At 71.3% G+C, this 17,917-nt stretch carries 16 protein-coding genes; 7 read left to right on the top strand and 9 right to left on the bottom strand.

Annotated elements, in window-relative coordinates; genetic code table 11:
* Positions 1-7 precede the first annotated feature (7 nt).
* The gene (locus ACIA77_RS38355) at positions 8-364 is read right to left on the bottom strand and encodes a DUF2568 domain-containing protein (RefSeq protein WP_395891020.1); all 357 of its coding nucleotides are present in this window, start codon (positions 362-364) and stop codon (positions 8-10) included.
* A 65-nt stretch (positions 365-429) separates the two neighbouring features.
* A complete protein-coding gene (locus tag ACIA77_RS38350; RefSeq protein WP_395891019.1) occupies positions 430-1,593 on the bottom strand; it encodes an MFS transporter in 1,164 nt (387 codons plus the stop codon).
* A gap of 819 nt (positions 1,594-2,412) precedes the next feature.
* Between ACIA77_RS38350 and ACIA77_RS38345 the strand changes: the two genes are divergently transcribed.
* Positions 2,413-2,607: a hypothetical protein gene (locus ACIA77_RS38345; protein ID WP_395891017.1), complete on the top strand. Its 195-nt coding sequence runs from the start codon at positions 2,413-2,415 to the stop codon at positions 2,605-2,607.
* 32 nt (positions 2,608-2,639) lie between these two features.
* Here ACIA77_RS38345 and ACIA77_RS38340 read toward each other — a convergent pair whose 3' ends face one another.
* The 4 genes from ACIA77_RS38340 to ACIA77_RS38325 are packed head-to-tail and all read right to left on the bottom strand — an operon-like array spanning position 2,640 to position 8,368.
* Entirely contained in the window at positions 2,640-4,472 is a 1,833-nt protein-coding gene (locus ACIA77_RS38340; protein ID WP_395891016.1) for an ABC transporter substrate-binding protein, read from the bottom strand.
* The gene (locus tag ACIA77_RS38335) at positions 4,469-6,538 is read right to left on the bottom strand and encodes a dipeptide ABC transporter ATP-binding protein (RefSeq protein ID WP_395891015.1); all 2,070 of its coding nucleotides are present in this window, start codon (positions 6,536-6,538) and stop codon (positions 4,469-4,471) included. The genes ACIA77_RS38340 and ACIA77_RS38335 overlap by 4 nt, the downstream gene beginning before the upstream one ends.
* 4 nt (positions 6,539-6,542) lie before the next feature.
* A complete protein-coding gene (locus tag ACIA77_RS38330; RefSeq protein WP_395891014.1) occupies positions 6,543-7,424 on the bottom strand; it encodes an ABC transporter permease in 882 nt (293 codons plus the stop codon).
* Positions 7,424-8,368: an ABC transporter permease gene (locus ACIA77_RS38325; RefSeq protein WP_395891013.1), complete on the bottom strand. Its 945-nt coding sequence runs from the start codon at positions 8,366-8,368 to the stop codon at positions 7,424-7,426. The genes ACIA77_RS38330 and ACIA77_RS38325 overlap by 1 nt, the downstream gene beginning before the upstream one ends.
* Positions 8,369-8,658: 290 nt before the next feature.
* On the opposite strand from ACIA77_RS38325, the gene ACIA77_RS38320 reads away from it, so the two are divergent.
* The 3 genes from ACIA77_RS38320 to ACIA77_RS38310 all read left to right on the top strand — a co-directional run bounded on the left by ACIA77_RS38320 (position 8,659) and on the right by ACIA77_RS38310 (position 11,120).
* The gene (locus tag ACIA77_RS38320; protein ID WP_395891106.1) at positions 8,659-9,909 is read left to right on the top strand and encodes a hypothetical protein; all 1,251 of its coding nucleotides are present in this window, start codon (positions 8,659-8,661) and stop codon (positions 9,907-9,909) included.
* Positions 9,910-10,056: 147 nt separating this feature from the next.
* Complete coding sequence (locus tag ACIA77_RS38315; RefSeq protein ID WP_395891011.1) at positions 10,057-10,827, top strand: S1 family peptidase; 771 nt, start codon at positions 10,057-10,059, stop codon at positions 10,825-10,827.
* Between the two features lie 98 nt (positions 10,828-10,925).
* On the top strand, positions 10,926-11,120 hold the full coding sequence (locus ACIA77_RS38310; RefSeq protein ID WP_395891010.1) for a ferredoxin: 195 nt from the start codon (positions 10,926-10,928) through the stop codon (positions 11,118-11,120).
* A 6-nt stretch (positions 11,121-11,126) separates the two neighbouring features.
* On the opposite strand, the gene ACIA77_RS38305 is transcribed toward ACIA77_RS38310, so the two are convergent.
* From ACIA77_RS38305 to eno, 3 genes are all read right to left on the bottom strand, one after another.
* Positions 11,127-12,026 carry a LysR family transcriptional regulator gene (locus ACIA77_RS38305; protein WP_395891009.1) on the bottom strand — a complete coding sequence of 300 codons (900 nt, stop codon included), beginning with the start codon at positions 12,024-12,026 and terminating at the stop codon, positions 11,127-11,129.
* Positions 12,027-12,032: 6 nt separating this feature from the next.
* A complete protein-coding gene (locus tag ACIA77_RS38300; RefSeq protein WP_395891008.1) occupies positions 12,033-12,587 on the bottom strand; it encodes a PadR family transcriptional regulator in 555 nt (184 codons plus the stop codon).
* 77 nt (positions 12,588-12,664) lie between these two features.
* The gene (eno, locus tag ACIA77_RS38295) at positions 12,665-13,939 is read right to left on the bottom strand and encodes a phosphopyruvate hydratase (RefSeq protein WP_395891007.1); all 1,275 of its coding nucleotides are present in this window, start codon (positions 13,937-13,939) and stop codon (positions 12,665-12,667) included.
* Positions 13,940-14,514: 575 nt separating this feature from the next.
* On the opposite strand from eno, the gene ACIA77_RS38290 reads away from it, so the two are divergent.
* The 3 genes from ACIA77_RS38290 to phnE are packed head-to-tail and all read left to right on the top strand — an operon-like array spanning position 14,515 to position 17,914.
* Positions 14,515-15,474 (top strand): phosphate/phosphite/phosphonate ABC transporter substrate-binding protein, encoded by a 960-nt coding sequence (locus ACIA77_RS38290; protein WP_395891006.1) that lies wholly within the window; start codon positions 14,515-14,517, stop codon positions 15,472-15,474.
* Positions 15,471-16,271 (top strand): phosphonate ABC transporter ATP-binding protein, encoded by an 801-nt coding sequence (phnC, locus tag ACIA77_RS38285; protein ID WP_395891005.1) that lies wholly within the window; start codon positions 15,471-15,473, stop codon positions 16,269-16,271. Before ACIA77_RS38290 ends, phnC begins: the two co-directional genes overlap by 4 nt.
* Entirely contained in the window at positions 16,268-17,914 is a 1,647-nt protein-coding gene (phnE, locus tag ACIA77_RS38280; RefSeq protein ID WP_395891004.1) for a phosphonate ABC transporter, permease protein PhnE, read from the top strand. Before phnC ends, phnE begins: the two co-directional genes overlap by 4 nt.
* Positions 17,915-17,917 lie beyond the last annotated feature (3 nt).

Below are 17,917 nucleotides of genomic sequence, written 5' to 3'. Positions count from 1 at the left end.
CGGGACTTCAGGCCGTGGCCGCGTCGAGGTGCGTGAAGCGGACGACGGCGAGGTTCGCGGCGAAGAGCGCGGGCAGCAGGAGCCCCAGCGCGCGGTGGCCGCTCAGCCACAGTCCGGCCCCCGCCCCGCCGACCACCACCACGACGGTCAGGGCGTAGAGCAACGGCGTGCGCAACGAGGCGGTCGGTGCGGCGAACAGGGCCCAGAGGCCGATCGCCACCGCCGGGGCGCCGAGGCCGAGCAAGAACTTGCCCGCGGTGGACCCGCCGGCGTGGAAGCCCCAGTAGCCGAGCGCGGCGATCGCGGCCAGTTCCAGGAGGAACGCGAGCGCCAGGTTGCCGATGCGCCAGACGGTTTCGATCACGGTCTCCTCCAAGCGAGAGCACTGCTCTTTGTTGGAATCAGTGTTCTCTCTGCCGGTGTGTGTTGTCAAGAGCAGTGCTCTCGGTTCCGGCTCACGGCGAGGGCGGCGGCGGTCAGGAGCGCGGCGAGCCACACCGGCGCCCGGTAGCCGAGGTCCGCCCCGAGGGCCACCGCGGCGAGCCAGGGCCCGGTGGCGGCCCCGACGTTGAAGGCAGCGGTGGCGAAGGCGCCCCGCAGCGTCGGCGCGTCGGGGGCGGCGCGGAGCACCTGCGCGACGGCGGTGGAGCCGACGGCGAACGCCAGCGTCGCCTGCACCGCGACGAGCCCGAGCAGCACGACCGCGTTGCCCGCCCCGAGCGCGAACGCGACCCACCCCGCGGCGAGCGCCACGCCGGCCGGCAGCGTGGCCGGGCGACGGCCGGCCAGCGCGACACCGGCGGACGCGCCGAGCCCGAAGAGCGCGAGGACGGCGGGCAGCCAGACGACGCCCGCCACGAGCGGCGCGAGGTAGGTGAAGACGGCGAACGTGGCGGCGTTGACGAGCGCCCCGCGCCCAAGCGCGGCGGCGACAGCCGGGCGCCGCAGGACGGCGAACTCCGCGCGAACGCTCATCCGGGGCGGCTCCCGGCGGGCGCTCCTCCGGGCGGCCTCCCCCGCCGGCACCCGACCAGCGCTCGTCCGGCCCGACTCCCCCACCGGCACCCAGCGAGCGATCGCCGCGAACGCGGGCACCGACACCACCGCGACGGCGACGAACGCCGAGCGCCAGCCCCACACCTGACCGAGCACCGCACCCGCGGGCACGCCGGCCACACAGGCGAGCGTCGTGCCCGTGAGCACGATCGCCGTCGCGCGCTTTTCGGCGCCCGGCGCCACGTCGGCGGCCACCCCGAGCGCGACGGCCAGGAACCCGGCGTTCGCCAGCGCCGCCACGAACCGCGTCACGAGCAAGAAGCCGAACCCCGGCGCGAGCGCACCCGCCACGTGCGCCGCGATGAACACCCCCAGGAACACCAGCAACGCGATCCGCCGCGACCACCGCCGCGCGACCACCGCCAGCACCGGCGCCCCGGCCACCATCCCGGCGGCGAACACCGCCGTCACCGACCCGGCCGCGGCCACCGACACCCCGAGGCCGGCCGCCAGCCCGGGCACCAGGCCCGACACCATGAACTCCGACGTCCCCTGCGCGAACACCGCCAGGGCGAGAAGATACGGCAAAGCAGACAAGACAGACTCCTGCGAAGATCGACTTCACCATCCACTTCGGACGGGTGCGCACAGGCACGGTCGATCGGAGCCGCCCCGGTCTCAGCCGGTCAGCCGCAAGCCCCGCAACGCCACCGCTCGACCGGTGGCAGCAGTCTGTTCGCCTCGGGACTCGTCACGGCGCGCACAGTAGCAGCGCACTGCGCCACCGCCGAACGAATTTCCGGCCGCGCCCGCGGGCCCCTCAGCCCGAGGCAGCGACACCGGACAGCACGCAACGAATCCGCCCGACGCAGCACGGAAGCGGGAGTGCAGAGCAGAAACGCCGCCGCGCCACAACACTCAGACCCGTGGGCCACGCACCGTGGTACTACCGGGCACTGGTGCGGACGTCGGCGCCGAACCGCGAAGTCCTGCTTCTCGCGCGGCCCCGGGCCGTCAGGCCGAAGGCACCGAACCCGGATCGCGGCACCCCGGTCGGAGGTGGCGCGGCGCAGAGACACCGCCGCACCACCACAGCCACACCCAAGAAGGCACCCGCCGTGGTACTTCCGGGTCGTGGTTTCCGGGCCATGGTGCGGATGTCGGGAGCCGAACCGCGAAGTCCCGGTCCTCACGCGGCGTGGAAGCGTGCGCCGGACGAGTCGCGTGCACCCCGGAGCAGGGATGGCGCAGCGCAGAAGCGCCGCCACCCCAACACAATCAGGCCCGGCGGACACGCACCGTGGTACTTCCGGGCAATGGTCACGATGGGTAGTGCCCGAACGGCCTAGCAGGGCAAGTTCGTGTCCTTCGTTCGGCGGCGCCGCTCTACCGTGGGTCTCAGTAACCTAACCCGCCATGAACGACCGAAGGACCGGGGTTCGCACGGTCCAGATGGCGGGCCTGGGCATCATCGCCGGGCTCGGGTTCCTGGTGGGCAGCCTGTGGTGGGCGGCGGCGACGTGGTGGACGTGGCTCGGGGGCAGCCTGCTGGTGGGGCTGCTGACGTGGATCTTCGTGTTCGAGCTGATCCGGTTGTCGCGCAAGGAGTAGGGGCCGCCCCGACCACGAGCGGCCCCGGGGCCTCACTTCGTGAAGTACCACTCCTCCGGGCTGCGCGCGATCTGCACGGCCGGGAACGCCACGCCCCCGAGGTTCTTCGCGACCACTTCCGTCGCGCCGCGCAGGGGCATGTTGACCTGGCCCGGCAGGGTCTTCGCGGCGTAGTCCTCGTAGGCGGCGAACGCGTTCTTGTCATCGCTGTGGAGGGTGGCGTCGATGAGCTTGTCCAGCTGCGGGTCGTCGTAGTTGCCGATGTTCCCGACCGAGCCGGGCAGCAGCAGCTGGTCGCCGGTGGGCACGGCGTTGTACTGCTGGTAGCCGAAGTAGCCCAGCTGCCACTCGCACGCGGGCCCGGAACCGTGGCAGCCGCTGAGGTCGTTCAGGAGCGCGTTGAACTCCTGGCCCTTGAGGTCGAACACGATGCCCGCCTCGGCGGCGTCGGACTTCCACTGCTGCATGATCCGCCCGTAGGCCGGGTTCCCGGTGGAGTACTGCAGCGACAGCTCCAGCCGCGTGCCCGCCGCGACACCCGCGCCGCACTGGTTGGGCGCGGTGCCCGGCGAAGTGCACGTCATGGCGCCGTTCTGCAGCGTCCAGCCGTGTGAGGTCAGCAGGCTCTTCGCCTTCGCCTTGTCGAACGGGTACGGTCCCGCGCCGCGTTCGGCGTCGGTGACGTACTGGTTGTCCGGGTTGATCGGCACCGGCCCGGTGGTCACCGTGGCGTAGCCGCGGTAGGCGACGTTCACGTCGGTCACCTGGTCCAGCGTCTGCTGCAGGGCCTGGCGCACGTAGAGCTGCTTGAACGCGGGCCCGAACTTCGGGTTGTCCATGTTCAGCAACGTCGAGCTCCAGCCCCACGACGCCGCGGGGACGAGGTTGTAGTCGGCCTGCAACGGGTTCGTCGCCGGCACCTTCTCGTTCGCCTTCTTGGCCGGCAGGTCCGCGCCCTGCACCGAACCGACGGAGATGGTCTTGCCGCTGCGCAGCGTGTTGAACTCCGCGCTGGTGCTCGTGAACGGTTGCATCTTGTAGTGCGCCAGGTGCGGTTTGTCCGGACCGCTGTACTTCGGGTTCGGGTCGTAGGCGATGTTGCCCTCGGCGTCGAACGACGTGAGGTGCCACGGCCCGTCCACGACCTGCCACAGTGGATCGGTGGCGTACTTCGAGAGGTCCTTGCTCTTGTCGTAGAGGTACTTGTAGACGGCGTCGCACTTGGCCCGGTCCTGGGTACAGCCGCCGCTGCCGGCCGCGGCGGAGTCGGCCGTCTTGTCCCACGCCATCGGCAGCGGCGCGATCTGCGTGAGCTCCTGGCCGGTGAACCACGTCGGCGAGTAGGAGTCCGTGAGCTGCAACGTCACCTGCTGCGGCCCGGTCTCGGTCACGGACTTCACGTTGTCCGGGAACTGCCCCGGCACGTACTGGAACCAGTTCGCCTTCTCCGCGAACATCAGGTTCATCCAGAAGACGACGTCCTTGGCGTTCACCGTTTCGCCGTTGGACCACTTGTACGGCTTGACGGTGATGACGACCTTGGTGTTGTTCTCACTGAACACCGGCGGGTCGGCGAGGCTCTTGCGCGGGTTGAGCGCGGTGCTGCCGCTGTTGTCGCCGAACCAGTACAGCTCGCGGTACATCAGCTGCTGCAGATCACCCGTCGCGTACCCGCTGTTGTGGGCCGAGTCGACGAACGGGAAGATCCAGTTCGGCTGGGTGCCCGGCGATTCGGCGAACACGGCCGTGCCGCCATCGGTCGGGGTTCCGCCGCCCGAGCCGGAGCCGCCGCCGCTGCACGCCGTGGCGAGCGCGGCCGCGGCGAGCAGCACCACCGGCGCCACGAGGGCCTTGCGCAGTCTCATCCGTTCCCTCCTTGGTAGACCTTCGTCGCGTCGTGCTCACGAGCGGCGTCGAGCGGAAAGTGGCAGGCGGCCTCGTGCCCGCCGCCGAAGGACCGCAGCACGGGTTCCTCGGCCGCGCAGATGTCCTGCGCGAACGGGCACCGGGTGCGGAACCGGCAGCCCGACGGCGGCGCGATCGCCGAGGGCAGCTCACCGGAAACCCCGCCGCCGCGCCGGTGCGCCCACGGGTCGGCGACCGGGACGGTGTCGATCAGCCCGCGCGTGTACGGGTGGCGCGGGCGGGCGTGCACCTCGGCCGCCGGCCCGGTCTCGACCAGCTTGCCGAGGTACATCACGCCGATGCGCTGCGCGAGGTAGCGCACCACCGACAGGTCGTGGGAGATGAACACGTACGTGAGCCCGTGGCGCTCGCGCAGGTCGTTCATCAGGTTCAGGATCTGCGCCTGCACGGACACGTCGAGGGCCGACACGGGCTCGTCGGCCACGATCAGCTTCGGTTCCAGCGCCAGTGCCCGCGCGAGGCCGACGCGCTGGCGCTGGCCGCCGGAGAACTCGTGCGGGTAGCGCTGCGCCGCGTCTGCCGGCAAACCCACCTCACCGAGCAGCTCGCGCACGCGCCGGGTCCGCTGCGCCCGCGTGCCGGCGCCGTGGATCTCCAGCGGCTCGGCGAGGATCGCGCCGACGCGCATGCGCGGGTCGAGCGAGGCGTACGGGTCCTGGAACACCAGGTGCGTGTCGCGCCGGCGCCGGCGCAGCTGCGCGCCCCGCAGGGAACTCAGCTCGGTGCCGCCGATGCGGATCCGCCCGGCCGTCGGCTCGTCCAGCCCCACCACCGCCCGGCCGACGGTCGTCTTGCCGCAGCCGGATTCGCCCACGAGGCCGAAGGTCTCCCCCGCCGCCACGGTGAAACTCACGCCCGCGACCGCCGACACGGTCCCCGTCCGCCGCTGCAACACGCCCTTCGTGACGGGGAAGTCCTTGACGAGGCCTTCGACCTCGAGCAGCGGTGCGCCGGCCACCGTACTGGTGTCGTCCGCGGGAGCGACGCCGGGTTCGTGCACCCGCACGACCCGTGCCGGCTCGTCGCCGTCCACCTCGCCGACAGGGTGGAAACACGCGTACTCGTGCCCGGGCGCGTCCGCGCGCAGCTCGGGTTCGGTCTCGACGCACTCAGGGCTCGCGTAGCGGCAGCGCGGCGCGAAGCGGCAGCCCCGCGGTGGCTCGCGCAGGTCCGGCGGCAGGCCGGGAATGCTGTAGAGCTTCTCCCCCGATTCCGCCGAGTTCTCCGGCAGCGCCTCGAACAGCGCTTCCGTGTACGGGTGGCGCGGGTTGCCGAACAGCCGCCGCGTGCCGGTGAGCTCGACGATCTTCCCCGCGTACATCACGGCGACCCGGTCGGCACGGCCCGCGACCACCCCGAGGTCGTGCGTCACGAGGATCACGGCCATGCCGAGTCGGCGGCGCAGGTCGTCGATGAGCTCCAGGATCTGGTGCTGCACGGTCACGTCGAGCGCCGTCGTCGGCTCGTCGGCGATGAGCAGCTCCGGTTCGCACACGAGCGCGCGGGCGATCATCACGCGCTGGCGCATCCCGCCGGAGAGCTGGTGCGGGTAGTCCCCGGCGCGCTTGCGCGCGTCCGGCAGGCCGACGAGTTCGAGCATCGCGACGGCCCGCTCGTGCAGCTCGCGCCGCGACAGCGCCGAGTGCAGCTCCAGCGGTTCGCTCACCTGGCGGCCGATCGGGATCGCCGGGTTGAGCGAGGTCATCGGGTCCTGGAACACGGTGCCGACGCGCTTGCCGCGCACTTCCCGTAGCCCGGCGGGGCCCATGGCCGCGACGTCGTCGCCGCCCAGCAGGATCCGGCCCGACGCGACGCGCCCGCCGGGCGGGAGCAGCCGCAGGATCGACAGCGCCGTCATCGTCTTGCCGGAACCCGATTCGCCGACGAGCCCGAGCAGCTCGCCGCGCCCGAGCTCCAGCGTCACGCCGTCGACGGGCCGCACGACGCCGTCGCGCACGTCGATCGTGGTGTGCAGGTCTTCCAGCCGCAGCACGGAACCGGTCATCGTCTCAGCGCCTCCGCAGCCGCACTTCGAGCGCGTCGCGCAGGGCGTCGCCGAGCAGGTTGAACGCGACGACCACGAGCATGATCGCCAGGCCGGGCGGCAGGATCATCCACCAGTAGCCGTTCTGCACGAACTCCGTGCCGTTGGACAGCATGTTGCCCCAGTCGGCGTGCGGCGGGGCGATGCCCAGGCCGAGGTAGCTCAGCGCCGCGACGAGCAGGATCGCGTCGGCCACCTGGAACGTCGCGTTGACGACGATGGTGCCGATCGCGTTGGGCACGAGGTGGCGCAGCACCACGCGTTTCCCGTCGCCGCCCATCATCCGCACGGCCTGGACGTATTCGCGGGTGCGCAGCGAGAGCGTCTCGCCGCGCACGAGCCGGGCCGGGCTCAGCCACGCGCCGAACGACACCACGACGATGAGCAGCCCGAGCGTCGGGGTGAAGATCGCGGACAGGATCAGCACCAGGAACAGCGTGGGGATGGCGAGGAACGTGTCCACGATCCGCATCAGGACGGCGTCGACGAATCCGCCCGCGTAGCCCGCGATGGCGCCCCACAGGGTGCCGAACACCGTCGCGAGCACCGCGGCGGCCACCCCGATCTCGAGTGACGCCTGGCCGCCGACCATCAGGCGGCCGAGTTCGTCGTAACCCACGTCGTCGGTGCCGAGCGGGTGCCCCGCGCCCGGCGGCTGGTTGGCGCCCGCGAGGTTCGTCGCGATCTGCTCGGTGTGGTAGACGAGCGGGCCGAAGAAGCAAAAGAGCACGAACAGGACGATCAGCACCAGCCCGGCCACGGCGAGGCGGTTCTCCAGGAACGCCCGCAAGGTCGCGCGGGCCGCGGAGCGTGGGGGTGCCGCGGTGGTCGCCGCGCTCTCGGTCATCAGTACTTCACCCTCGGGTCGAGCACGGCGTAACCCAGGTCCGCGAGCAGGGAACCGGCCACGGTCGCGAGCGCGACGACGAGGCCGATCCCGAGCAGCACCGGGTAGTCGTGCACCTGGGCACCCTGGATGAACGTGAAGCCCATGCCCGGGTAGTTGAACACCTGCTCGGTGATGAGCGCGCCCGCGAACAGCTGCGGCAGCGAGAGCCCGAGCAGGGTGACGATCGGGATCAGCGAGTTGCGCAGCACGTGGCGCGTCAGCACCCGGCCGTCGCTCGCACCACCGGCCAGCGCGGTGCGCACGTAGTCCTGGCTCAGGTTCTCCATCACCGACGAGCGCGCGTAGCGGCTGAACGTGGCGATGGTGATCAGCGCCAGCGTGAGCACCGGCAGGATCAGCGCCGGCGCCTGGGACAGGATCTCGCCGAGCGAGTCGCCGCTCGGGCCGAGCGGGGAGAACCACTGCAGCTGCACGGCGAACAGCAGCACGAGGACCTCACCGAGGAAGAAGCTCGGCATCGAGTAGAACGCGAACGACAGCCCGGTCGCCACGTAGTCGCCGAAGGTGTTGCGCTTGCGCGCCTGGTACACCCCCAGCGGTACCGCGACCACCAGGGCGACCAAAGTGGACAGTGTCATGAGGAGGAGCGTCTTGGGCAGGTGGCCGGCGATCACGTCGGTCACCGGCTGGTTGAGCTTGTACGAGTAGCCGAGGTCGCCCTGCAGCACGTGCCCCGCCCACGTGAGGAACTGCGCGGGCAGCGGGCGGTCGTAGCCGTTTTCGCGCAGGAAGGTCTGGACCTGCAGCGCCGTGGCCTTCGGGCCGAGGATCGCGCGGGCCGGGCCGCCCGGCAGCAGGTGCAGCAGCACGAAGGTGAGCACCGCGACGAGCACGACCACCACCGCCGACTGCAGGACGCGGCGCGCCAGGTACCCCGCCATCACCGTCCCCAGGAATCGTTCCAGTACTTGCCCGGTGCATAGACCTACACCGGCAACGCCTCACCTGTCCACGGCGTCCACGGAAACTGACTCGCCGTTGTCCCACCTGGTGATCTTCCTACTTTCGACGCTACCGCTGCCCCAGTGTCCGATGTAGATCGTCGGCAAACCGGACAATCCGGGGCACAACGCGGTACACGGTCCCGCGCCCGCGTTGTACGGATCGTGTACGGATCGCACACAGACTCCTCACCGTTCGCGACGGACGAGTGAAGGAGCTGGGTGTCGTGCTGGGGAAGACAGTGGGGAAGACAACGGTCCGCCGCACCGTGGCGGCGCTGCTGGCCGCGGGCGCGGTCACCACGAGCGGGGTGGCGCTGGCGGCGCCCGCGGGTGCCGCGACGGGCGGCACCTGGCGCGCCGACCTGGCCCACGTCGACGGTGACGACGTCAACGTCGAGGCGGTGGGTTCGGCGCTGACGCTGAAGGATTCCGCCTGGCACAGAACGGATCTGCTCACCGCGGGCAGCCAGGGCTACCTGATCTCCGCGGCCCGTCAGCTGGCTTCGCCGGTGAACCGCGTGACGACGAACGTCGTGGCGGACCTGCCGAAGGGCACCGACGTGCAGGTCGAGGTGCGCGGGCGCACCGGCGCCGACGACTGGACGGAGTGGACCCCGGCCGGCGCCCAGGCCGCGGCGTTCGCGCACCCGGTCAGCGTGGTCCAGACCAGAATCTCGCTGTCGAGCACGACCGACGGCGTGCGCCCGACCGTGCGCGAGGTCGACCTCAGCGCCACCACGGCCGCCGACGCCCGCGCGAACGCGGCCGCGGCCACGACCCCGCTGACGTACACGATCTACGCCACGCGCGAGGGCCTCACCGGGCACACGACCGCCAACGGCCACGTGATCGCTTCGAACGACCACTTCGTCGCGCTGCCCTCGGGCAAGGCGCTCTCGCCCAAGGGCACCGGCAACTACACCGTGCGCGTGTGCAAGACGGACGGCAGCCGTTGCGAGTACGCCCCGGTGTGGGACGTCGGCCCGTGGAACACCAAGGACGATTACTGGAACCCGGCCTCGATCCGCTCCGAGTACAAGGACCTGCCGCAGGGCCAGCCCGAGGCGTACGCGGCTTACCACAACGGGTACAACGGCGGTAAGGACGACCTCGGCTACACCGTGGGCAACCCGGCCGGCATCGACCTCGCCGACGGTGTGTTCAACTCCGGCCTGGGCCTGGCCGACAACGGCAACGTCAAGGTGACCTACCTGTGGACCGGTTCGGCCGCCGCCACCGGGATCGTGACCACGGCGGGCGACCCGATGAACGTGCGCGCGAGCGGCAGCACCAGCGCCGCCGTCAAGGGCCTCGCGGCGAACTACGCCAAGGTGAACATCGAGTGCTACGTCAACGGCGACCCGGTCACCGGAACCTTCGGCACCAGCACGATCTGGGACCGCATCGGCCCGGACAACTTCATCTCCGACGCCTACGTGAAGACCGGCTCCGACGACCCCGTCGCCCCGCTCTGCTGAGGTACTCGCGGTGATCGGCCCGGCGGACCACCTCCGCCGGGCCGTTCGCGTTTTCCCGCAACGGTTTTCCACCCGGTCCGGTGACACCCTTTTCGCGGCGCCCGGGCTATGGTGACTGCGTTCTTTTCTTTCACGGAGGGGGTTTTCGTGCCGGGATCACGACGTGGTGCGCTCTTCGGCGCGGGAGTTCTCACGGCAGCCGCCCTCCTCGGGAGTGCGCCGGGCGCGGCCGCGCAGGGGTCGATCGTCGGCGGGGAACGGGCTTCCCTGGCCGACTTCCCGTACGCGGTGTACCTCGTGGACGGTGCCGGGACGCAGTTCTGCGGTGGCGTGATCGTGAGTTCCTCGGCGGTCGCGACCGCGGCGCACTGCGCGGAAGCGGTGTCCACGAAGGACATCCGCGTGGTCGCCGGCCGCGAGGACAAGCGCACGGACGACGGGGCGGCGTATGCGGTGTCGAAAGCGTGGGTGCACCCAGACTTCACGAAGGCGGAAAACGGTGCCGACATCGCGGTGCTGACCGTGCGCGGACGGCTGCCGGCCCGCGCCGCGAAGCTCGCCCGTGACGCCGGCGGGTACGAACCGGGCACGAAGGCGACCGTGGCCGGCTGGGGCCGCGTCGCCGACGGCGGCGACCGCTCGGACTACCTGCGCAGCGCTGTCGTGCCGATGGTGGCCGACTCGGCGTGCCAGTCGGCGTACGCGAGCTTCGACGCGGCGAGCATGGTGTGCGCGGGTTACGAAGCAGGTGGCGTCGACGCGTGCCAGGGCGACTCCGGCGGCCCGCTCGTCGTCGGCGGCACGCTCGTGGGGATCGTGTCCTTCGGTGACGGGTGCGCGAAAGCCGGCAAGCCGGGCGTCTACACGCGCGTGACCGAGTTCGCTGACGTGATCGCCGGCCAAGCCCGCCTCACCTGACATCCATCGCTTCTTCTTGACGGTCGTCGCGAGCGTGACATACAGTGAGGCGGCCCGGCGCCCCGCGGCGCCACCCAGTGCAGGCGAAAGGCAGAACCGTGGTCCGAACCGTCCGCGTCCACGACAGCTGCATCGGCGTCGGCCTCTGCGAATCGCTCGCCCCGGAGGTGTTCAGCCTCGGCGAGGGCACCCAGGCGAAGGTCCTCTCCGCCGAGCTGCCCGACGACCTCCTCGAAGGCGCCACGGAGGCCGCCGAATCCTGTCCCATGGCCGCCATCGAGATCGACGGCTGACGCCCCCTAGCCGCCTCCAGCCGACGAGCGCAGGACGTCGAGGAAATCGGCGATCGGTTTGGCGCGCTGCGCTTCCGGCAGGGTCACCGCGGTGACGCGGCGCGCGAACCCGCGACCGGCCAGCGGCCGGTCGGCGAGGTCTTTGCGGTGCGCGGCGAGCGAAAGGCGCGGCACGAGGCTCACGCCCATGCCCGCGGCGACGAGCCCCTGCAGCGACTGGTAATCCGCGGCGCGGAAGGTGATCCGCGGTTCGAACCCGGCGATCCGGCACATCGTTTCGTAGGCCTGGTCGTAGGGCGGCCGGTGCGTGCGCGTGACCCACTGCTCGCCGGACAGGTCGGCCAGCGCGACTTCCTCCGCGTCGACCAGCGGGTGGTCCAGCGGCAGCACCACGTGCAGCGGGTCGTCGGGCAGGGGGACGTGGTGCAGGTCGCGGTCGACGGGCTGGGGAGCGAAGTCGTAGCCCCACACGAGAACGACGTGGGCGGCGCCCTCGCGCAGCCGCGTGAACGCGTCGTCCCCGTGGGTCGCGGACAGGCGCAGCCGCACGTGCGGGTGGTGTTCGCGGAACGCCTTCACGGCGGGCGGCAGCAGCTCGACGCCGGCCGTCGAGAACGCTTCGATCCGCAGCTCGGCGGGTTCGGCGCCGAGCGAGCGCACCTCCTGCTCGATGGCCGAGATCTCGCCGAAGAGGCTCTTCGCGTGCGCGGCCAGCACTTCACCGGCCGGGGTCAGTTCGACGCCGCGCGGCAGGCGTTTGAGCAGGGACATGCCGACCTCGCGTTCGATCACGGACATCTGCTGCGACACCGCCGATTGCGTGAGCTGCAACCGGTGCGCGGCCGCGGTGAACGACCCGCCTTCGACCACCGCGACGAGGATCCGCAGGCGCCTGACGTCGAGCACCGGCGCCTACTCGCCCGTGACGGCGTACTGCGGCGCCCGCCCGCCCAGGGTCGCGTCGACGAACGCGACGGCGGCGCGCGCGTTTTCGAGCCGGAAGGTCAGCAGCACGCTGTCGAACCCGCCGGAGGAGGCCAGCTGCTCCTCCAGCCCGTCGACGATGCGGTCCAGCACGCGCCGCTGGTCTTCGAGCAGCGGCGCCGGGTCGGCCCCGCGGCGCTCCAGCAACGCCAGCTTCACGAGCAGCTCCGAGCGCACGTCACGCACGTGCCGCGCCGGCTTCGCGAGCCACTCCCCCACGGCCGCGTGCCCCTCGGGCGTCGCCTGCACGAGCGCGCGCGGCGGGCCGGAGTCGCCGGGCTCGGTGCCCGCGCCCACGACGAACCCGCGCGCGGTCAGGCGGTCGACGGCCCGGTAGACGACGGGTTTGGGCAGCCGCCAGACGCGGCCGACCTCACCGGCCTCCGACGTGAGCCGGACCAGGGCGAAGCCGTGCGTCGGCGACTCCGCCACGAGGCACAGCACGATCCACTCGCTCAGCGACAACCCGGCACCGTCTTCCACGACCGCCACTCTAGCTCGTGACTAGTCTCAGTGATACTAGTCGGGGGAAGATCGGCCCGGGTGCCGCTCCGGACGGCTCAGCGCAGCGTGCCGCGCCCCGCGTAACGCGCCTCGGTGCCCAGCTCTTCCTCGATGCGCAGCAGCTGGTTGTACTTCGCCGTGCGGTCGGACCGCGAGAGCGAACCGGTCTTGATCTGGCCGCAGTTGGTGGCCACGGCGAGGTCGGCGATCGTGGTGTCCTCGGTTTCGCCCGAGCGGTGCGACATGACGACCGAGTAGCCGGCCTTGTGCGCGGTCTCGACGGCGGCCAGCGTTTCGGTGAGCGTGCCGATCTGGTTCACCTTGACGAGGATCGAGTTCGCGATGCCGCGCTCGATGCCGTCCTCGAGGATCGCCACGTTGGTGCAGAACAGGTCGTCGCCGACGAGCTGCACGCGGTCGCCGATGGCATCGGTGAGCTGTTTCCAGCCGGCGAAGTCGTCCTGCGCCAGACCGTCCTCGATGGACACGATCGGGAAGCGCCGCGTGAGGTCTTCCAGATACGCCACGTGTTCTTCGACGCTGCGCTTGCGCCCTTCGCCCGTGTAGTCGTAGACCTCGCCGGTGTAGAACTCCGACGCCGCCGGGTCGAGCAGCAGCGCGATGTCCTCGCCCGGCGTGTAGCCGGTCTGCTCGATCGCGCGCACGACGAACTCGAGCGCCTCGTCGGCCGAACCGAGCTGCGGCGCGAACCCGCCTTCGTCGCCGACGTTGGTGTTGTGGCCGGCTTCGTGCAGAGACTTGCGCAGCGTGTGGAAGACCTCGGAACCCATGCGCACGGCGTCGGCGAACGTCTCGGCGCCGACCGGGCCGATCATGAACTCCTGGAAGTCGATCGGGTTGTCGGCGTGGGCGCCGCCGTTGATGATGTTCATCATCGGCATCGGCAGCAGGTGCGCGTAGACCCCGCCGACGTAGCGGTAGAGCGGCAGGTGGTTCGCCGTCGCGGCGGCCTTCACCACGGCGAGCGAGACGCCGAGCGTCGCGTTCGCGCCCAGGCGGGCCTTGTTCTGCGTGCCGTCGAGCGCGATCAGCGCGCGGTCGACCTCGGCCTGCGCTTCGGCTTCGAGCCCGGTGATCGCCTCGGCGATCTCGGTGTTCACCGCGTCGACGGCCTTGCGCACCCCCTTGCCGTGGAAGCGCGACTTGTCGCCGTCGCGCAGCTCGACGGCCTCCCGCGTGCCCGTGGACGCGCCGGAGGGCACGGCCGCGCGCCCGCGTGAACCGTCGGCCAGTTCCACGTCGACCTCGACCGTCGGGTTCCCGCGGCTGTCCAGCACCTCGCGGCCCTTGACCCGGACGATGCTCGTCATCTCGCTCCTCGGAGGTTCGGGCCGGAGCGCTCGTCGACAACGACCGTGGGCACTGCGGCAACAGGCGGCACCACGGTGAGCCGCGAAACACGGCGAGGTTAGCAGAAACGACTGAATCGATCCTGAACATCCGGCGAAGGTCCGCGGCCGAGCCCCGCTGAGCGGGACGGAAGACGGTCACGAAGGTGCGCCGCGCCGAGACAGCAGCACCGCCGGTCTGCCGTGCCCCCCGAGTGCGCCGAGTGTCCACGCGGGACACGCCGGCACCGGCCGGTCCGCGTTTCCGGCCAGCGCCGCGAAAGCGCTCGCTCGAGCGGTGACTTCGCTCGCGTAACGTTCGTTCCCGAACGGCACATCACGAGGAAATCACGGCGCGACGCGCGCTCACCGGGACAAAGGGCACACGGTGCGAGGTCTCGATCACCGGGACGGCACTCCTGCGGGCGGGTTGAAGCAAGGGACTCGCGGAGTTCCCCCACGTGTAACCGCGCCTTCGCCTCGGCTGCATCGGCCGGAACAACCCTACGGGCATCCGACCAACGCCGCCCGAACCCGGGCGGGAAGGAGAGTCCCCGATGTCCCGTCTCCCCCGACGCACGGCCGCGGCCGTCCTCGGCGTGGCCGCCGCCTTCCTGATGGCCGCCTGCGGCCAGAGCGCGGCGACGAACACCGGCAACGCAGCCGATGGTGGCGGTCGCAACCCCGACGAGATCGTCCTCGCCGCGGTTCCGTCCGAGAACGCGCAGAGCCTCCAGCAGGCCTACCAGCCGATCATCGCGCTGCTGCAGAAGGAAACCGGCAAGAAGGTGCGCTTCCAGAGCGCCACCGACTACGCCGCCGTGATCGAGGCGCAGCGCACCGACAAGGTCGACATCGCGCAGTACGGCCCGCTGTCGTACGTGCTCGCGAAGAACAGCGGGGTGAAGGCGAGCCCGATCGCCGCCCAGACCGTGACCAAGGGCGCCGAGCCCGGCTACAAGTCCTACGGCATCACGAAGGCCGGCTCGCCGATCAAGAGCGTCGCCGACTTCAAGGGCAAGAAGATCTGCTTCGTCGACCCGAACTCCACCTCGGGTTACCTCTACCCGAAGGCCGCGCTGCTCAACGCCGGCATCGACCCGGCGAAGGACATCACCCCGGTGATGACCGGCGGCCACGACGCGTCCGTGCTCGCGGTCAAGAGCGGCCAGTGCGACGCCGGCTTCGCCGAGGACGCCATGGTCGACAAGATCCTGATCGACAAGGGCCAGCTCAAGCCCGGCGAGGTGAACACCGTCTGGAAGTCCGACATCATCGCCGGTTCGCCGGTCGCGGTCAGCGACGACCTCGCCCCCGACCTCAAGGCGAAGATCACCGACGTCTTCCAGAACAAGGCCAACGTCGACTACCTCAACGCCAACGGCTTCTGCGCCACCACCTGCAAGGCGGCCGACGACGCCGGCGACTGGGGCTATGCGAAGGTCGACGACGCGTTCTACGCGGGCGTCCGCAAGGTGTGCGCGACCACCAAGGACAAGCAGTGCACGGCGTCGTGACCGAGCACCCCGCCGGCCATCCGGCGATCGTCTTCGACGGCGTCAGCAAGCACTTCGGGCCGGAGGTCCACGCGCTCGACGAGGTGTCGCTGACCGTGCACCCCGGTGAGGTCGTGGTGCTGCTGGGCCTGTCGGGTTCGGGCAAGTCCACGCTGCTGCGCCACGTCGACGGCCTGCAGCGGCCGACCGCCGGCTCGGTCACGGTGCTCGGCACCGACGTCGGCCGGGCGCGCGGCGGCGAGCTGCGGCGGCTGCGCCGCCGGATCGGCTTCGTGTTCCAGCAGTTCCACCTGATCGGCAGCCTCACCGTGCTGGAGAACGTCTGCGCCGGCGCGCTCGGGCGGCTGCGCGGGCCCCGGCTGGGCCTGTTCACCTACCCGAAGTCCGTGCGGCTCGAAGCGCTCGGGCACCTCGACCGCGTCGGGCTGCTCGACCGGGCGTTCCAGCGGGCCGACACGCTCTCGGGCGGCCAGCAGCAGCGCGTCGCCGTGGCGCGGGCGCTGATGCAGCGGCCGGAGATCCTGCTCGCCGACGAGCCGGTGGCCTCGCTCGACCCCGAGTCGGCCGCGCAGGTCATGCGGCTGATCCGGGAGATCGGCGCGGAGCAGAAGCTCACGGTGCTGTGCAGCCTGCACCAGGTCGACCTCGCGCTGAGCTGGGGCGACCGGGTGATCGGCCTGCGCGGTGGCCAGGCGGTGCTCGACACGCCAACGGCCGGGCTGGACCGCGACGCCGCGATGGGCCTCTACGCGAGGGTGGGCGCGGCTCCGCTGCCGGTGCCCGCGTCCGTCGGATGACGGCCGCGCCGCCGCTGTCCGCCGGTGCCGCGCCGCAGCGGACCCTCGCCCGGCCGCGCCCCGGCGGCACGGCGGCGTGGCTCGTCCTCGCCGCGATCGTCGCCGTCGGCATCTGGGCCGTCACCAACCTGAAGATCAACGTCGCGACGTTCGTCGACAGCGCCCGCAACGCCGTCGACTTCGCGGGCCGCATGTTCCCGCTCGACTTCCCGCCCGTGGGCGAGCTGCTCGAGCTGTGCGCGAAGACCCTCGCGATCGTGGTGTCCGCGACGCTGCTGTCGGTGCTCATCAGCGTCCCGCTGGCGATCCTCGCGGCGGCCAACACCACCCCGCACCGCAGCGTGCGCTTCGGGGCCCGCACCCTCGTGGTGCTGGCCCGTGCGGTGCCCGACGTGGTGCTGGCCATCGTGTTCTTCCGCATCTTCGGCCTCGGCGCCATGACGGGGGTGCTGGCCATGGGCCTGCACTCCGTCGGCATGGTGGCGAAGCTCTACGCCGACGCGGTCGAACAGGTCGACGAGGGCGCCCGCTCGGCCGTGCGCGCGGGTGGCGCGGGCACCTTCCAGGAGCTCGTGACCGGCGTGCTCCCCCAGGTGCTGCCCGCGTTCGTCGCCACGGCGCTGCACCGGCTCGACATCAACCTGCGGATCTCGGTGGTGCTCGGGTTCGTCGGCGTCGACGGGCTCGGGTACGCGATCGCCACGGCGTTCCAGTCGCTGGACTACCCGCGGGGCATGGCGCTCGCGCTGGTGGTGCTGATCCTGTGCGTGGCGGTGGAGCTGCTGTCCGGGGCGATCCGCCGGGCGCTGCTGCGCGCGCAGGACGACCACAAGGCCGTGCGCATCCCGGTGCAACGCGGCAACCAGGTCAGTCCCGGGTGGACGTTCCACCGGGTCCGCCGGGCGGCCTACGCGCTGGTCACCGTGCTCGTGATCGCGGCCGGCGTGTGGGGTGCGGACCTGTCGCCGGTGCAGTTCTTCGGCGCGCTGGGCGACCTCGGGCACACAGCCGGGCTGTTCTGGCCGCCCGACACCGGCGGGATCTTCGGGCAGCTGCTCGAGGACCTGTGGGTGACCGTGCAGATCGCCCTCGGTGCCACCGTGCTCGGCGCGGTGCTCGCGGTGCCGATCGGGGCGCTGGCGGCGCGCAACGTCGCGCCGGTCGCGTGGGTGGCGCGCGCGTTCCGCCTGCTCGTGGTGCTCATCCGGGGCATCCCGGAACTGGTGCTGGCGATCGTGTTCGTGGTGATCACCGGGCTCGGCGCGGTCGCGGGCACGCTCGCGCTGGCCGTGGGCGCGATCGGGCTGCTGGGCAAGCTCGTGGCCGATTCGCTGGAGGAAGTCGACCCGGGCGTGGAACAGGCGATCCGCGCGACGGGCGCCGGTCCGTGGCAGGTGTTCTTCACCGGCACGCTGCCGCAGGCCGCTCCCGCGTTCGTGGCGCACGTGCTCTACCAGCTCGACGTGAACATCCGCTCGGCGACGCTGCTGGGCATCGTCGGGGCCGGCGGTATCGGGTTCGACCTGCTCAGCACGTCGCGGATCCTCGACTTCGGCATGGTCACGACCATCTTGCTGCTGGTGTTCGCCACGGTGTTGCTCGTCGAGCTGCTCGCGGGCTGGCTGCGGCACGTCGTGCGCTAGTGA

This window comes from Amycolatopsis sp. NPDC051903, from assembly GCF_044452505.1.
In the GTDB taxonomy this organism is placed as follows: domain Bacteria; phylum Actinomycetota; class Actinomycetes; order Mycobacteriales; family Pseudonocardiaceae; genus Amycolatopsis.
The sequence above is the reverse complement of the archived record's forward strand: the minus strand, read 5'-3'. Positions and strand labels throughout refer to the sequence as shown.

Excerpts from the sequence above, each read along its gene's own strand:
- ACIA77_RS38345 (WP_395891017.1), top strand. The coding sequence starts at position 2,413 with ATGAACGACCGAAGGACCGGGGTTCGCACGGTCCAGATGGCGGGCCTG.
- ACIA77_RS38340 (WP_395891016.1), bottom strand. The coding sequence starts at position 4,472 with ATGAGACTGCGCAAGGCCCTCGTGGCGCCGGTGGTGCTGCTCGCCGCG.
- ACIA77_RS38335 (WP_395891015.1), bottom strand. The coding sequence starts at position 6,538 with ATGACCGGTTCCGTGCTGCGGCTGGAAGACCTGCACACCACGATCGAC.
- ACIA77_RS38330 (WP_395891014.1), bottom strand. The coding sequence starts at position 7,424 with ATGACCGAGAGCGCGGCGACCACCGCGGCACCCCCACGCTCCGCGGCC.
- ACIA77_RS38325 (WP_395891013.1), bottom strand. The coding sequence starts at position 8,368 with ATGGCGGGGTACCTGGCGCGCCGCGTCCTGCAGTCGGCGGTGGTGGTC.
- eno (WP_395891007.1), bottom strand. The coding sequence starts at position 13,939 with ATGACGAGCATCGTCCGGGTCAAGGGCCGCGAGGTGCTGGACAGCCGC.
- ACIA77_RS38290 (WP_395891006.1), top strand. The coding sequence starts at position 14,515 with ATGTCCCGTCTCCCCCGACGCACGGCCGCGGCCGTCCTCGGCGTGGCC.
- phnE (WP_395891004.1), top strand. The coding sequence starts at position 16,268 with ATGACGGCCGCGCCGCCGCTGTCCGCCGGTGCCGCGCCGCAGCGGACC.